Annotated in this window: 13 protein-coding genes; 8 read left to right on the top strand and 5 right to left on the bottom strand. The window is 70.6% G+C overall.

Annotation, left to right across the window (positions count from 1 at the left end):
* Positions 1–263: 263 nt before the first annotated feature.
* From VT52_RS37715 to VT52_RS34565, 5 genes are all read right to left on the bottom strand, one after another.
* Positions 264–665, bottom strand: coding sequence for a hypothetical protein (locus tag VT52_RS37715; RefSeq protein ID WP_143070973.1), 402 nt, complete (start codon positions 663–665; stop codon positions 264–266).
* A 1-nt stretch (position 666) separates the two neighbouring features.
* Positions 667–5460, bottom strand: coding sequence for a putative T7SS-secreted protein (locus tag VT52_RS34550; RefSeq protein ID WP_046421884.1), 4794 nt, complete (start codon positions 5458–5460; stop codon positions 667–669).
* Positions 5460–5681, bottom strand: coding sequence for a hypothetical protein (locus tag VT52_RS39300; protein ID WP_240510024.1), 222 nt, complete (start codon positions 5679–5681; stop codon positions 5460–5462). Before VT52_RS39300 ends, VT52_RS34550 begins: the two co-directional genes overlap by 1 nt.
* 418 nt (positions 5682–6099) lie before the next feature.
* Complete coding sequence (locus tag VT52_RS34560; RefSeq protein ID WP_046421885.1) at positions 6100–6468, bottom strand: hypothetical protein; 369 nt, start codon at positions 6466–6468, stop codon at positions 6100–6102.
* A gap of 299 nt (positions 6469–6767) precedes the next feature.
* On the bottom strand, positions 6768–8498 hold the full coding sequence (locus tag VT52_RS34565) for a chitinase (protein ID WP_046421886.1): 1731 nt from the start codon (positions 8496–8498) through the stop codon (positions 6768–6770).
* Between the two features lie 311 nt (positions 8499–8809).
* Here VT52_RS34565 and VT52_RS34570 point away from each other — a divergent pair, with 311 nt between their 5' ends.
* The 8 genes from VT52_RS34570 to VT52_RS34605 all read left to right on the top strand — a co-directional run bounded on the left by VT52_RS34570 (position 8810) and on the right by VT52_RS34605 (position 15667).
* Positions 8810–9670: a hypothetical protein gene (locus tag VT52_RS34570; protein WP_079175476.1), complete on the top strand. Its 861-nt coding sequence runs from the start codon at positions 8810–8812 to the stop codon at positions 9668–9670.
* Positions 9671–9743: 73 nt separating this feature from the next.
* Positions 9744–10451, top strand: a complete 708-nt coding sequence (gene cpaB / locus VT52_RS34575) for a Flp pilus assembly protein CpaB (protein WP_046421889.1) — start codon at positions 9744–9746, stop codon at positions 10449–10451.
* A gap of 12 nt (positions 10452–10463) precedes the next feature.
* The gene (locus tag VT52_RS34580; protein WP_046421890.1) at positions 10464–11729 is read left to right on the top strand and encodes a CpaE/TadZ family protein; all 1266 of its coding nucleotides are present in this window, start codon (positions 10464–10466) and stop codon (positions 11727–11729) included.
* Between the two features lie 55 nt (positions 11730–11784).
* Complete coding sequence (locus VT52_RS34585) at positions 11785–12114, top strand: hypothetical protein (protein WP_046421895.1); 330 nt, start codon at positions 11785–11787, stop codon at positions 12112–12114.
* Position 12115: 1 nt separating this feature from the next.
* Complete coding sequence (locus tag VT52_RS34590) at positions 12116–12460, top strand: TadE/TadG family type IV pilus assembly protein (protein WP_046421891.1); 345 nt, start codon at positions 12116–12118, stop codon at positions 12458–12460.
* A 13-nt stretch (positions 12461–12473) separates the two neighbouring features.
* The gene (locus VT52_RS34595; RefSeq protein WP_046421892.1) at positions 12474–13811 is read left to right on the top strand and encodes a TadA family conjugal transfer-associated ATPase; all 1338 of its coding nucleotides are present in this window, start codon (positions 12474–12476) and stop codon (positions 13809–13811) included.
* An 8-nt stretch (positions 13812–13819) separates the two neighbouring features.
* Entirely contained in the window at positions 13820–14764 is a 945-nt protein-coding gene (locus VT52_RS34600) for a type II secretion system F family protein (protein ID WP_046421893.1), read from the top strand.
* Between the two features lie 15 nt (positions 14765–14779).
* A complete protein-coding gene (locus VT52_RS34605) occupies positions 14780–15667 on the top strand; it encodes a DUF5936 domain-containing protein (protein WP_046421894.1) in 888 nt (295 codons plus the stop codon).
* Positions 15668–16034 lie beyond the last annotated feature (367 nt).

Here is a 16034-nt window from a genome sequence, read left to right on the forward strand (position 1 = left end):
GGTGCGGGGGCTTTCTGCGTTCACAGACAAAACGCCCGCTTTTTCAACAGAGTCACACCTTCGCCGGCGAGGCGAACTACGACACTGTGCGGCGGATCCAGAAGACCACCAGTTTCTCGTAGCCCCAGCCGTACGGCCCGCCATGCTCACGCACTACTGAACAGGACGGGTACCAAGGCCCGTACCCAAAGGCGCCTACCGAGATCTCTCGTAGCGGTACGTCCTGGAGTACGACTTCGAGGCGTGGTGGTGTGCTCTTTTTATCACGGCCTGGGCTGAAAACCCAATGCTCGGCTCGCTTCTACCGAGATTTGGAGTAGCACCTCCCGACTAATCGGTGGAATGTTAAATTCGTTCTTCTGGATGGCTGCTAGAAAATCTTGCGGGAGGTTGATGTGGTATTTCTCGACATATGAGGACAGGTCCTCCCGCCAGACAAAAATCCCGTCAGTGAGTACTGAAGAGCCGCCCGGAACACGGAAAGAGCCTCCGATGACATCGATCGTCAGTTCCATTACGTCAAGGATCGGATATCCGGATTTCAGGTAGCCGACGACATCGCAGACCGGATACTTTTCTGTATTGGGTCCAGGGTGAAGAATGTTGCCGCCCCAGGATTTTGGATATCCTGAATCCATTTCCTGGAAGAATCCGATCATCTTCATCTTAGCCTCCGAGTATGGGAAGAAAGATCCGCCAATATCCGCCGTTGTCGATCTGTGGAACCTGTCCCGACCCGAGCAGTGGATTGGTTCCCACCCTATCCGTAGGGGCTCTGACGGTGACGCCCATTTCGTTGGCGATCTGCTGAGCGGTCACTGAGCTGTCTGATCCAGAATGACACACCATGAGACGCAACGGTCCGCCGTTGTAGCTCGGATTGTTACGGACGGCGTCCACCAGCTGGCCTCCGTTTACCGGGCCGTCCGGCATATCCAGGAAACCGTCCCGTGACCCGTGGGCTACCAGGTCGTGTTCGCCTTGGTTCAGAACGTTCTGGAAGTTCCTTAAGCTGGGCCCATCCTCGCCTACCAGCGTGGCCGTCTTCCCGTGCGTTACCGGATCCCCTGATGGAATTCCGCTATCGCTCATGTAATCCAGACGTCCCCCGGTACTACAGGGGGAGAGGCCGAGCGGGTCAGCCCATGTGTGCGGATTCCCGACATATGCTCCGGGATTGGGTGCGGGTGACAAGCCCAGCGGATCCGCAGTGAGATACCTGGCTGTTTCCGGATCGTAGTGGCGGAAGTAGTTGTAGTGCAGGCCGGTTTCGGGGTCGTAGTACTGGCCTGGGAAGCGTAGGGGCGTGTACGTGGTGCTGTTTGTCGCCCACGCCGTGGTTCCCCAGAGGGTGCTCCGGGTGCGCCAGGCGATGTTGCCTTGTTCGTCGACGAGTTCGTTGGGGGTGCCGACGAGGTCGGTGACGATGGTGAAGAAGCGGGAGTCGATCTCCTCCTGTGGGGCGTCGGCCGCGGTGATGCGTTCGGTCTGGGACAGGGGGTGCAGGCCTTGGTGATCCCAGGTGAGGGTGACCGGGTTGGGGAGGGACGGAGAGGTCGTGGTCTGTTCGCAGAGGGTGGTGCCGTCCCAGGTGAAGATCACCTGTTCCAGGACGGTTTCTCCGTCGTCGGCCAGGCGTTGTTTGGCGGTGCGGCGGCCCAGGGGGTCGTAGGTGTAGTGCCAGTGGGTGCCGTCGGGGGTGGTGACCGAGATCAGGCGGTCCTCGGCGTCCCATTCGTAGCGCCAGGTGTCCGGCTTCCGCGACAGACGGGTCTTCTGGCGGAGGGTGATGCGGCCCAGGGCGTCGTGCTCGTAGCGGACGTCGCCGGCGCGGAGGATGCGGGTGCCGTCGTAGGTGCGGGGGCCGGTCGCTTCCGTGCCCGGGTGGCCGGAGGGCCAGGACGCGGTGGTCTGGTTGCCGGCCTCGTCGTAGGCGTAGCGTTCGGTCCAACCGGTCGCGTGGACCGCGGTGACCCTGCCGGTCGGGTCGAGGTCGAAGTGGCGGGGGCCGCAGAGGTGGTCGTCGATGCCGGTCAGGTTGCCGTCGGCCCGGTAGGTGTAGGAGCGGTGCTGGAGCAGGGCATCGTCCGTGCCTGTCACCGACTGGGTCGTGAGGCGGCCCAGGGGGTCGAAGGTGTGGGCCAGGGAGACCAAATCGCCGATCCGGCGGGTCAGTTCGCGGCCCGCCTCGTCGTAGGTGAAGTCGATCGGGCGGCCTGATGCCACCATGCCGGTGCGGCGGCCCGCCGCGTCGTACGACCAGGTGGAGACAGCGCCCGTCGGAGTCGTCCGACCCGTGCGGCGGCCCAGCCGGTCGTACGTGTACGTCAGCGTCCGGCCGTCCACCGTCTCCGAGCGCAGCCGGCCGAAGCGGTCGCGCAGCAGCGTCAGCGTCGTGCCGTCGGGGCCGGTCGCCTGGGCGAGTTGGTCGGTGAGGTCGTAGGCGTACGTCGTCACCCGGCCCGCGGCGTCCTTACGGAGGATCTGGCCGATTTCGCTTCGCTCGAAGGAAGTCTTCTCGCCGAGGGCGTTGCGCCGGGATACCAGGCGGCCGACGGCGTCGTACTCGTAGGTCAGGGTGCGGTTGTCGAAGTCCGTCTCCGTCCGCAGGTGGCCGGCCGCGTCGTACGTGTAGTCCCAGGTCAGGTCCTGTGGGTTCGTGACCCGTGTCAGGCGCAGTTCGGCGTCGTGGGTGAACTCGTAGCGCACGCCGTCCGGTCCCGTGCGGGCCGTGAGCAGGTCGAAGTGGGTGTACTCGAAGCGGGTGACGCCGCCCAGGGGGTCGGTGTGGGTCGTGCAGTTGCCCTCGCCGTCGTACGTCCATGTCTCCGTCGTGCCGTCCGGAGCCGTGCGACGTGTCAGGTGGCCCTCGATCGACCATTCCAGCAGGGTCGTCGCGCCGGTCGGGTCCTTGATCGTGGTCGGGCGGCCGAAGGAGTCCCGGGTGTAGTGGGTGGTCGCGCCCAGGGGGTCGGTCACGGTCAGGGGGAGGCCCGCGGGGTCGCAGGTGATCGTCGTCGTATGGCCCAGGGGGTCGGTCACCGAGGTCAGGTGGCCGGACGCGTTGTAGGCGAAACGGGTCGTCCGGCCCGCCGGGTCCGTCACCGAGGTGCGGTTGCCCCGGGCGTCGAAAGCCTGCCGGACGGCCGTGCCGTCCGGGTGCACCAGCTTCACCGGGAGGCCCGATCCGTTGTACTCCGCCCTCGATACCCGGCCGTCCGGGCGGACGATCGCGGTGAGGTTGCCCGTCTCGTCGTAGCGGAAGGACGTCGTGCGGCCGAGCGGGTCCGTCGTGGAGAGCAGGCGGTTGTAGCGGTCGCGGACGTAGCTGGTGGTCGCGCCCAGGGGGTCGTTCTCCGCGACCACCTGCCAGGCGTCGTTGACCAGGTACCGGCGGGTGTGGCCCTCGCCGGTCGTCGCCGTCGTGGTGCGCAGGCCCGTGGCCGGGTCCGGGTCTCCGTAGGCCAGACGGAGCGCCATGTGGCCGGCGGTGCCGCCCTCCGCCACACAGCGGTCCCGGTCGTCGTACTCGTAGGTGTAGGAGCGGTCGTTCGTGTCCGTCCAGGACGTCACACGGCCCGCGGCGTCGTACGTGAAACGAAGCGGCAGCCCCGAGGAGTCGGTGACCTCGGTGAGGTCGCCGTCCGTGTAGGCGAAGCGCCTGAGCTCCTCGCCCGTCGTCGCCAGGTGGTACGACGTGACGCGGCCCGAGTCCGTGCTGATGCGGACGCCCTGGCCGGCGCTCGTGAAGACGGCCACGGGGGTGCCCTCGGCATCGTGCTCGTAGACGAGCCAGTTGCCGTTGCGGTCGTCCACCTGCTCCAGGACCGCCAGGTTCTCGGTCCGGTCGGCGAAGTGCCACGTGCGAAGGGTCTCCGGGTCGTTGACCGTGTACCCGCCGGCCACGCGGTCCAGCGGCCGGCGGGGGCCGTGGCTGGGGAGGGTCGGCAGGCCCGGTGCGGGGTGGGGATACGACAGGAGGAGGCCGTCCTCGGTGACGAAGACGACTCCCTCCGCGTCGATCTCCAGGCGCTGGTCCACCGTGGAGGCCCAGGACGGGCCGAACCAGCGGCCCAGGCGGTAGCCGGACTCCACCCTGCGCTTGAGGACCAGGGGGAGTGCGCCGGGGAGGACGACGTCCGTCTGCGGCAGGTACATCTTGCCGGTGGCGAGGTCGATGGGGTCGGTGCCCTTGCTCTCCACCGAATTCTGCTCACGGGAGGGCTGGTGGGGATCGTCGCGCACGGTGTCCCGGGCGGTCGCCCTCCCCGCGTCCTCCGCGCCCGCTCGTGCACCGTCCTTCAACGTGTTCTCGGCCGCCGAGCGCAGCCCCACCTGTGCCGCGTCGCGCGTCAGGTTCGCCTCCAGCCCGATGCCGTCGCCGACGAAGAGCTGGGGGACCAGCTTCCCGCCGAATTCGGAGGGGTCCTTCTTGAAGTCGGACCACATCCCCTTCAGCGCGCGGTCGGGGTGCTCATCGAGGGCCACCAGACCGCTGAGGGTCATGCTGACGTGCTGGAGGTAGTTGGCCGGGTGCGTGACGTTGTAGACGTCGAGCGGGTCGAGGCCGCGGACGAAGGTGACCAGGCCCGCCGTGCCCTTGACGACACCGCCGAGGAAGTGGACGGCCGCGGTGTCGACCTCCATGTAGCCGTCTTTGAGCTCGTGACGCAGCCGGGTCAGCGGCGGGGGCTCGGCCGGGGCGTGGACGAGGGCCGCCTTGATCTTGTCCTGGGCTTCTGTCGCGGCGGTGTTGCGCTGCTTGCGGGCGGCGGCCAGTTTGTGGACGGCCGAGTCGATGTCGGCCTTGCCGGGGTCGTGGAACGGCTCGGGCTTCGGGCCGGGATCCTCGTGCGCCTTGACCTTCGCGTTGTAGGCGTCGGCCTTCTTGTCGTACGCCGCGACCGCGTCTTCGGACGCCTTGGTGCCCTTCTTGTAGAGCTCGACGGCCTCCTTGGCCTGGCCCTGGGCCCATGTGACGGTGTCCGCGTACGACTCCAGCGCCTTCGCCGTCCCGAGGCACGCCTCGGCCGCGGTGGTCCACTTGGCCGGGTGGACGCCGAACTTCTCGCGGAAGGCGTCCCCGCCCTCGCCCTCCCAGCCGGAGGAGTCGACCTTGCGCATCCCCTGGCCGACCTTGTCGAAGGCACCGTTGAAGTCCCGCAGGTGCTTGGCGCTCTCCCGGATCCGCTCCGGGGCGCCGTGCAAGAGCTCGTCCGGGTCGTCGCTCTCGCCGAGCTGTTTCTCGCCGGGAGTGGCACCGAGGTAGGAGGCGAGCCCGTCGCCCGCCTTCTCGACCTTGTCGGCCCACTTGTGCAGGCCGACGTGGTCCAGCTCACCGCCCACCTTGTGCGCGGCCCAGTCGACGCCCTCGCCGAGCTTCTTCTTGCCCGCGTCCCAGGTCTCCTCGCCGGCGCCGAGAACGGTGTTGGTGACCTTGCCGAGCTCGCCCAGTCCCATCAGCCCGCACCGCCCTGCTGCCGGGCGGCCTGGGCCCGTTCCCCGGGCGAGGGGCCGAACGCCTTGTCGAGCAGCTTGTGGTAGTCCGCGTCCGACATGCCGCTCGGCCTGATCCCCATGGTCGTCGCGGCCGGCGAGTCCATGAAGTCACGGGCGTCGTCGTCCCAGCCCTGCTTGCTGTTCGTGTACGCCTCGGCGAAGGACTTCTGGCTGTAGTCCACGTTCCCGTCGTACGGAGTGGACGTGAAGATGTCCCCCAGCCCATCTTCTCCACGTCCGCGTCGGAGGCGTCGGGATTGCCGATCGCCGCGTTGGTGACATCCTTGAACGTGCCGACCACGTAGTTCTCGGTGTCGTAGTACGTGCCCGCCGCCAGACCCGTCTTCGTCGCGAATCCGCTGCCCTCGTCGATCAGCGCGCGCACGCCCCACTCCCAGCGCTCACAGAACGACTTGAACTCGCCGGTCAGCCCGTCATGACCCAGCTGGAGCCCGGTCAGGCCGACTTTGTCGAAGCCCCGGCCGGCGTCCGCCGCGTACAGCATGCCGAGTTCCTTCAACTCGCCGAGGGCGTCGTTCAGCCCCTTGGCCACCAGGGCCAGGCCCTCGGTCTTCAAGTCCTCGTCGTCGCCGCTGCCACTCACCTGTCGTCCCCCCGTTCCCCGCTCACGTCCACCGCCACCCGGTCCGGCACGATCCCCGCGACCGGCGGGAACAGCGCACCCGCGCCGCCCACGTCCAGTGCCACCCCGCAGGGCACCCCCACGGCGGGCACCGCGGCATCCAGCAGCCGTGCGCCCAGCCACCTCTGGTACGCCCATACCCGGCCGCCCTCGGCCCGCGCCAGCGCGTAACGGGCCAGGGCGGCCTCGTCGGAGAAGGCGTAGATCCAGCGGACACCGCCGTAGTCGCCCGTCAGGGGCACATCGTGCTCGTCGACGGGCACGAGCACCGCCGTACGGCGGAACTCACCGACCCGGACGGCGAAATCACGGCGTGCGCGTGCCAACTCGTCGACGAGAGGGCGGGTGGAGGAATTCGTGTTCGACGGCGGAGAAAGGCTGTCGCCCTGCCGGTGGTTCTCCGGGTTTCCCCGTTCGGCTGGTGCCGCCGTCTCCGCGTATTCGGTGAGGCGTGATCGGCGCGCCCCAGCCGTCGAGTTCGTTCCGTCCCCTGAGGCCACGCCGGGGAGCATCACATCGACCTGTCGGCGCTCGCAACGCGCGTCGGGCGGGACTGGCCGGAAACGCGTGGGGCGCCCGGACTCCGGGGAGGAGGCCGGGCGCCGCGCGGTGGGGGCGGGTCAGGTCACGGCATGGCGTGGACGTGGGTGCCCACCGTGGTGGACCAGGTGTTGCCCGCGGAGGCGTCCCAGTTGGTGGACCAGGTCATCGCGCCGCGCAGGTCCGGGTAGGTCTTGGCGGGCTTGAAGGTGCCGCAGTTGGTGCCCGCGGTCAGGCAGTCGAGGGCGTTGTCCACCACCGAGGGGGAGACGTAGCCGCTGCCGGCCGCGCTGGTGGAAGCGGGGAGGCCGAGGCCGATCTGGGAGGGGGAGAGGCCGCCCTGGAGCTGGATGCAGGCGAGGGCGGTGAGGAAGTCGACCGTGCCCTGGCTGTAGACCTTGCCGTCGCAGCCCAGCATGGAACCGCTGTTGTAGTACTGGGTGTTGACGACGGTGAGGATGTCCTTCACGTTCAGGGCCGTCTGGAAGTAGGAGGCGGACGTCGACTGCATGTCGATCGTCTGCGGGGCCATCGTGATGATCAGGGACGGGCCCGCCTTCGCGGACAGGGCGCGCAGCGCCTGGGTCATGTACGTCGCGTTCAGACCGTTCTCCAGGTCGATGTCGACGCCGTCGAAGCCGTATGTCTGCATCAGGGAGTAGACGGAGTTCGCGAAGTTCGCGGCCGAGGCGGAGTCGCTGACCGAGATCGTGCCGTTCTGGCCGCCGATCGAGACGATGACCTTCTTGCCGGCCGCCTGCTTGGCCTTGATGTCGGCCTTGAACTGGTCGACCGTGTAGCCGCCGAGGTCGGCCGAGTCCAGGGTGAAGGTCACCGCGCCCGGCGTCGTGGAGGCGTCCGCGAAGGCCACCGCGATGATGTCGTAGGCCGCGGGGACGTCGGAGATCTTCTGGACCTCGGCGCCGTTGTCGAAGTTCTGCCAGTAGCCCGTCACCGCGTGCTTCGGGAGCGAGCCCCCGGTGTTGCCGCCGGTGCCGGCCGAGTCGGTGGTCGCCGTCACCGCCGACGACTTCTGCGACTCGCCCGCCGCGTTGGTCGCCGTCACCTGGAAGGAGTACGAGGTGGAGGCGGACAGGCCCGTGACGGTGGTGGAGGTGCCGGTGGTCGAGGAGACCTTCGCGCCGTTCTCGTACACGTTGTAGCCCGTCGCGCCCGAGGACGTGGACCAGGCGAGCGAGGCGGAGGACGAGGTCGTGGCGGAGACCGCGAGGCCGGTGGGGGCGGCCGGGACGGTGGGGGGCGGGGTGCCGCCGCCCGTGCCGCCGCCGTCGGGGCCGTAGAGGGAGACGTCGTCGGCGTAGTAGGCGGCCTGGCCGTACCACCCGTGGGTGTAGACGGTGACCGAGGTGGTGGACGGGCCCGTCGTGAACGACGTCGACAGCTGCTTCCAGGCGGCCGTGTCCGGCGTCCAGGTGGAGACGTCCGTGGTGCCCGTGCCCGTCACGCCCAGGTAGGTGTAGCCGCCCTGGACCCAGGAACTCAGCGTGTACGAGGAGTTGGGTTGCACGGCGACCGTCTGGGTGCACTGGGCGTCGTCCTGACCCGCGGGGGTCGCCATGAGCGCACTGCTGCCGGAGTGGACCGGGGAGGAGACGGTCGTGCCGCTGCCCGCCGAGCAGGTCCAGTCGGACAGGCCCGCTTCGAAGCCGGAGTTGACGACGTTGTTGACGTCGGCCGCGGCCGCCGGGGCGGCGGTCGCGGCGAGGCCGGCGGCGGCGAGGGCGAGGGTGACGGCGGCGGACCATGCCGCGAGCCGGCGTCGGGGTGGTCTGGGGGTGCCTGGTGCTCGGTCCACGAGGACCTCCGGGGGAGTCGGAGTGGGGCAGGGGTGCGGCGGGTGGATCCCAGGGGGGTGGAATCCGACGCGCCGGAATCCAGGGGGTGGAGCCGGTGGCCACCGGTGCACAGACAAGTTGGTCCAGACCAATCCGACTGTCAAGAGGTCCAGACCAAAGTGGGGATCGGTGGGTTTGGCAACCTGCCCCGGTTTGCGCGGACTTGCCCCCAGCAAGTTCCACATGTGCTCCACAAACGCTGTTCTCCCGCCCCGCGCGCGTGGATACAGTGCTCGGGTAGTCACGCAGTGAAGTCACCGGGGAGCGGGGCGTGCCAACTGCCATTGCCGTGACCAGCGCCGACCTGGCGCTGCCGCCACAGGACGAACGCACCATGCCCGCCGTCGTGCTGACCGGACTCGACCGGCATCCGCTCGACCACGCGCTCACCGAACTGAACGACCTCATCGAGGGTTACGGCCATGTCGTCGTCGTGTGCTCGGCGACCACCCCGGAGCCGGTCGTGCGACGCCTGTACACCCTGCGCTCGCTGCTGGAGAGCGACCGGGTCGCCCTGCTGCGGCCCGAGCTGCCACCCCTCGGAGTCGCCGTACTGGGGCGCCAGTTACGGCAGCTAGCCTCCTGCGACCTCGGTCCAGGGGTGCTCGCCTCCGCCGGGCGGCTGCTCGCCCACTACATCCACGCCGGCGCCGTCCTCGGTTCCGTCGCCCGGCTCGACCGGGTGCCGGTCGGGCTGAAGTCGCACGCCAGGTCCTGGGTGCCGGGCAGCCAGTTCGCCGTACTCGCCCACCCCGAGCCGCAGCTCGTCAGGATCTCCCCCGAAGCCACCCTCAAGGGGCCCGAGTTCCCCACCTGGCTGCTGCTCGCCAAGGGACAGCTGCCCGGCGACTGGGCCGCCGGGCTCGGGACCGCGTGGCAGGCGCAGGGCGTGCGCGAGACCGCGCTGCCCGCCGAGTCCCGCGCGTGGTGGGGGACCGGGCGCGTGGTCGAGTTCTGCGCCCACCTCGACGACCTGTCCGTGCTGTACCAACTGGTCACGTCCGTACGGCAGTCCAGCTGCCACTGGTGCGGACTCGACGTCATCGGCGACCGCTGCGTCTTCTGCTCCGCCGCCCCGCCCGTCCATGAACCGCCCGCCCCACGGGCCCTGGAACCCCGCACGCCCGCCTGAGACCGGGAAGACGCCCACGACCTGTACGTCCATATCCCGAACGACCGATTCCCCCAATGAGGTTGCACGGTTCATGAACTCCCGTCAGCGCCGCGGCGTGATACTCCTGCTCCTGTCCGTCCTGTGCGCTCTCCTCGCGTTCGCCGGCGTGCTCTCCGTCGTCCACGACGTCGACTCCAAGGTCGGCCCCGAGGTCACCGCCTACCGGGTCCGCTCCGACGTCAAGCCGTACACCACCCTGGACGCGGGCCAGTTCGAGAAGATCAGGATGCCCAAGCGATGGCTGTCCGGGACCGCGGTCACCGATCTGCGCCAGCTCCAGGGCAAGATCGCCGTCACCACGCTGCGCGCCGGGTCCCTGCTCCAGAGCGACATGATCGTGGACCAGCCCGCCCTCCAGCCCGGACAGCAGGAGGTCGCCATCATGATCGACGCGGCGACGGGCGTGGCGGGGAAGATCACCCCGGGCTCCCGGGTCAACGTGTACGCCACCTTCGCGGGCAAGAAGGAGGGCGACCCCGACCAGTCGAAGATCATCGTGACCGACGCGCGCGTCCTCGACGTCGGCCGGATCACCGCGCTCGACCCGGACGGCGGCAAGAACGGCCGGCAGCCCGGCGAGGCCGTCCCGATCACCTTCGCGCTGTCCACCCTCGACGCCCAGCGCATCACCTACGCCGAGTCCTTCGCCCAGCGCGTCCGGCTCGCCCTGGTGGGCCCCGGCGGCGAGACCGGCGTCCCGGACAAGGACCGCACCTACGAACTCGCGACGGACAAGTGAGAGGCGGCCCGCATGCCGACCAGGATCCTCCCGGCGGGTGCCGACCCGGACGCCGTCCGTTCCCTCGTCACCCTGCTCAGCCAGCTGCCCGACGCCGAGCCGCAGCCGCCGGTCACCGAGTCCACCCAGCTGGTGGACTCCCTCGCCCGGCTGGCCGCCGAGTCCGTGGACGAACTGCCCGAGGTGCTCGTCGTCCATGAACGCATCGGGCCCGCACCGGCGTTGGAGCTGATCCGCGAGATCGCCCTGCGCTTCCCGGCCGTCGGCGTCATCCTCGTCACCGCCGACGCGAGCCCCGGCCTGTTCGCCGCCGCCATGGACTCCGGCGCCCGCGGCCTGGTCGCGCTCCCGCTGACGTACGACGAACTGGCCGGCCGGGTGCAGGCGGTCGCCCAGTGGTCGACGGAGGTGCGCCGCCACCTCGGCCAGGGCGGCGAGGCACCGGGCGGCCCCGGCGGTACGGTCGTCACGGTCAGCGGCGCCAAGGGGGGTGTCGGCGCGACGCTCACGGCAGTACAGCTCGCGCTCGCCGCGCAGGCCTCCGGGCGTTCCACCGCGCTGGTCGACCTCGACCTCCAGTGCGGGGACGTCGCCTCCTACCTGGACATCCAGTTCCGGCGCTCGGTCGCCGACCTGGCCGCCATCAGCGACATCTCGCCGCGCGTCCTCGCCGACGCCCTCTTCCGCCATGACACCGGGCTCGCCCTGCTGCTCGCGCCCGGCGAGGGGGAGCGGGGCGAGGAGGTCACCGACCGCGCCGCCCGGCAGGTCGTGCGCGCCCTGCGCTCGCGCCACGAGGTCGTCGTCATCGACTGCGGCGCCCAGCTCGGCGCGGCGGGCGCGGCCGCGATCGAGACGGCCGACACGGCGCTGCTGGTGACGACCCCGGACGTGATCGCCGTACGCGCCGCCAAGCGGACCGTGCGGATGTGGGACCGGCTCCAGATCCGCAAGGCCGAGGAGACCACGGTCGTCGTCAACCGGCAGAGCCGGCACACCGAGATCCAGCCCGCGCTGGTGCAGCGGATCACCGGTACGGCGCTCGCGCGGACCTCCGTACCCGCCAACTTCAAGGAGCTGCAGGCGGTTGTGGACGCCGGGCGGGTCCATGAACTCGACGCCCGCAGCACGGTGAAGCAGGCGCTGTGGGCGCTCGCGGGGGAACTGGGGCTCGTGCGGGCTGCCGAGGGCGCGCACCGGGGCGGCGCGCGGGGCGGTACACGGGGTGGGGTGCGCGGCGGGGCACGTGCCGTGGGCCTCCGGCGGCGGAAGGACTGAGCCGGTGACGAGGAAGAGCGCGGACGCGGGCCAGGTGAGCATCGAGTTTCTCGGCATGACGCCGCTGATCCTGCTCACCCTGGTGCTCGTGTGGCAGGCCGTACTCGTGGGGTACACCTTCACGCTCGCCGGGAACGCCGCGGACGAGGCGGTACGAGCCGGCACGGCGGCGCCGCCGGGCGGTGCGCGCCAGGCGGCCTGCTCGGCGGCGGGGCTGAAGGACCTGTCGGCGGCGTGGCGGGGGGACGCGACGGTGAGCTGCGGCGGTTCCGGCTATGTCACGGCCGACGTCTCCCTCAAGGTCCCGGTGCTCTTCCCGGGCCTGATCGCCTTCCCGGCGCGGGTGCGCGGCCACGCCGGCGCGGTGGAGGAGGCGAAGGACTGAGATGCGGTACCCGAGCGGCCGCCGTGAGCGCGGCCAGGTCGCCATCGAATACCTGGGGTTCCTGCCCGTACTGCTGATCGTCGCCCTCGCCGGCATCCAGCTCGGCGCCGTCGCCTACGCCGCCGAACAGGCCGGTACGGCCGCCCGTGCCGGGGCGCGGGCCGCCTCGCTGCGGCAGGACGCCCAGCGGGCGTGCGCGGCGGCGGTCGGCGGGGGGATGCGGGTGAGCTGCGCGGAGGGCGGCGGCGGCGACTCCGTGACCGTGACCGCGACCGTCCGCATCCCGAGGATCGTGTGGAGCTTCGGGGACGCCACCAAGTCGGCGACCATGCCGCTCGACCACTGAGGAGCCGGGGACCATGAGCCTGCGGGCACGTATCAGCACTCCGGAGGAGCACGGCAGCCGGGGCGAGGACGGGCATCTGGTGGCCGCCTACCGGGCCAAGCTGCTGGAGGAGATCGACCTCGCGGAGATGGGCGCGCTGGCCGCCGCGGAGCGCCGCAGCCGCCTCGAACGGGTGCTCGGTCACATCATCAGCCGCGAGGGTCCGGTGCTCTCCACGGTGGAGCGCGCCCAGCTGATCCGGCGGGTGGTGGACGAGGCGCTGGGCCTCGGCATCCTCGAACCCCTCCTGGAGGACACCTCGATCACCGAGATCATGGTGAACGGGGCGGACGCGATCTTCGTGGAACGCGGTGGCCGGGTCGAGCAGTTGCCGCTGCGGTTCGCCTCCGCGGACCAGCTGATGCAGACCATCGAGCGGATCGTGTCGACCGTCAACCGCCGGGTGGACGAGTCGAATCCGATGGTGGACGCCCGGCTGCCGTCCGGCGAGCGCGTCAACGTCATCATCCCGCCGCTGTCGCTGACCGGGCCCATCCTCACCATCCGCCGCTTCCCGCGCTCCTTCACCCTCCGGGAGCTGATCGGGCTCGGCTCGCTCGACGAGCCCATGGTGTACCTGCTGGCAGGGCTGGTACAGGCTAAGTTCAACATCATCGTCTCGGGCGCGACCGGCACCGGCAAGACGACCCTGCTCAACGCGCTGTCCGGGCTCATCCCGCCCCACGAGCGCATCATCACCATCGAGGACTCCGCCGAACTCCAGCTCCAGCAGAGCCATGTGGTCCGGCTGGAGTCCCGGCCGCCGAACGTCGAGGGCAAGGGCCAGGTCACCATCCGCGACCTGGTGCGCAACTCGCTGCGGATGCGGCCCGACCGGATCGTGGTGGGCGAGGTCCGCGGCGGCGAGTCGCTCGACATGCTCCAGGCGATGTCCACCGGCCACGACGGCTCGCTGGCCACCGTGCACGCCAACAGCGCCGAGGACGCCCTGACCCGGCTCCAGACGCTGGCCTCCATGTCCGACGTGGAAGTGCCGTTCGTCGCGCTGCACGACCAGATCAACAGCGCGGTCGACGTCATCGTCCAGCTCACCCGATTCGCCGACGGCGCCCGCCGGATCACCGAGATCGCGCTGCTGGACAGCCACGGCGGGGAGCCGTACCGGCTGGCCAGCGTCGCCCGCTTCGAGGCGGAGCCGATGACGGCGGACGGCCGGGTGCCCGGCGCCTTCGCCTGCTTCCCGCTGCCGCGCCGCACCGCCGACCGCCTGCACATGGCGAGCCAGCCCGTCCCGGCCGCCTTCGGCGTCGCCCGCACCGCCGACCAGCTCGCCATCCGAGAAGCCAGGTAGGCCCCCACATGGAACTCCACACCCTCGTCCAGCTCACCCTCGGAGCGGCGCTGCTGACCTGCGTGCTCGCGGTGATCGGCGTGCACAGCTACGCCCGGGGCCGGGCCCGGCGCGCCGAGCTGGTGGACCGCCTCTCGCACACCGGGCCGGCCCCGGACTCCGGACGCGGGCGGCACTTCCGCGACCTCGACCGGCGGCTGCGCCGTACTCGTTTCGGCCGCTGGCTCGAACGGCGCCTCGCCACGACCGGGCTGGACATCACCCCGGGCGAGTTCTTCGTCGCCATGCTCGGCACGGTCGCCGCGCTCTGGCTGATCGGCCAGGCCGCGCTCGCGCCCTTCTTCGGGCCGATCGCCGGTCTGCTGGGCATCTGGGTGGCCGTGCAGTTCCTCAACTGGCAGCGGCGCCGGCGCATCGAGCGGTTCATCGGCCAACTCCCGGAACTCGCACGCATCCTGGCCAATGCCACCCAGGCCGGTCTGGCTCTCCGTACCGCGATCGGCATGGCCGCGGAGGAGCTGGAGGCCCCGGCGGGGGAGGAACTGGTCAAGGTCTCCGACCAGTTGGCGATCGGCCATTCGCTGGACGACGCCCTCGGGGAGCTCGCCGACCGGCTCCCGTCGCGCGAACTGGTGGTGCTGGTGACGACGCTGGTGCTGTCCAACCGGGCCGGCGGCCAGGTCGTCTCCGCGCTGCGCAACCTCACCGAGACGCTGGAGGAGCGCAAGGAGACCCGGCGCGAGATCCGCACCCAGCTCTCCCAGGTGACCATGACGTCGTACGCCGTGCCCGTTCTCGGGGTCGGCGCGTTGTTCCTGATGAACGGCGTCAGGGACGGCGCCCTGGCCCGGATGACCGGCTCCCCGGTGGGCCAGGGCTGCGTGCTCGTCGCGTTCGGGCTGTACGCGGTCGGTTTCGTCCTCATCCGGCGGCTCAGCCGCATCGACGTGTGACGGAAGGAGCATCCGATGGCCTTGCTGCTCGCCCTGCTGACGGGCGTCGCCGTGTGGGGGATCCTCACCGGCGTGCGCGTGTACCGCGCCGACGCCAAGCTCCCCGGCGACCTCGCCGTCGCCCTGGAGGTCGGCGCCACCCGCACCGGGGCGGTGGGCTCCGTCGTCGACCGCATGGGCATGCGGTACGCGCCGCTGGTGCTCCGGCTGATGGGGCCCCGGCTGGTCGCCCGGTACCGGCGCCGGATCGACCTCGCGGGCAACCCCGGGGGCCTGACCATCGACCGCTACGCCGCCCGCCGCGCGGTGTACGGCGCGCTGGGCGGTGTGGGCTTCCTGGTGTTCCTGCTGCGCGGCCAGTGGTTCGTGGCGGTCCTGCTCCTGCTGTTCGGCGCGTTCTGGACGGAGGTCGGGATCTGGTCGGCGATCCGGGTCCGCCGTGATGTCATCGAGCGGACCCTGCCGGACTTCCTCGACGTGCTGGCGGTCGTGGTCAGCGCCGGGCTCGGCTTCCGGCAGGCCCTGGACCGGGTGGCCTCCCGCTACGAGGGGCCCTGGGCCCACGAACTCCGCATCACCCTGCGCCAGATGGACCTCGGCATGAGCCGCCGCCAGGCCTTCGCGGAACTGCGCCGGCGCAACGACTCCGAGCAGGTCGCCATGTTCGTCACCGCGCTCCAGCAGGGTGAGGAACTGGGCGCGCCGATCGTCGACACCCTCGTCTCCCTGGCCAAGGACATGCGCCGCACGGACGCCCAGAACGCCCGCCGCAAGGCCGCTCGCGCGGTACCCAAGGCCACGCTGATGATCACCACCTTCATGGTCCCGGCGACGATGCTGCTCCTCGGGGCCGGACTGGTGCTGGGCTCGGGCGTCGACTTCGGTTCGCTCACGGGGAAGTGAGGGAGGTGGCGGCGCGGGGCGAGAGCGGGGCGAGGAGCGTGCGGGGGGTGGTTCTGGAGGGGGCGCGGGACGCCGCGGCGGGGGAGCGCGGGCCGGTGCCGGGTGGTGCGGGGGTTGCCTGCGGGCAGGTGGCGGGCGCGGGGGTCTGTGCCGGGTCGGTGGCGGGCCGTGCCCCGGCTCGTGCCGAGCCGGGGCCAGGTGCGACGGTATTCGCCGGGCCGGTGGCGGGTGCGGGGTCCCCCGTCGGGCCGGTGGCGGGCCGTGCGGTGGCTCGTGCCGAGGGGGGGCCGGGTGACGCCGCGGTCGCAGGGGAGTCCTCGCCGGGTTTCGTGCCGGGTCCCGCCCCGTCGGATCCGGACGACCCGAC

The sequence above is a fragment of the Streptomyces malaysiense genome (assembly GCF_000980885.2).
GTDB classification, from domain to species: Bacteria; Actinomycetota; Actinomycetes; order Streptomycetales; family Streptomycetaceae; genus Streptomyces; species Streptomyces malaysiense.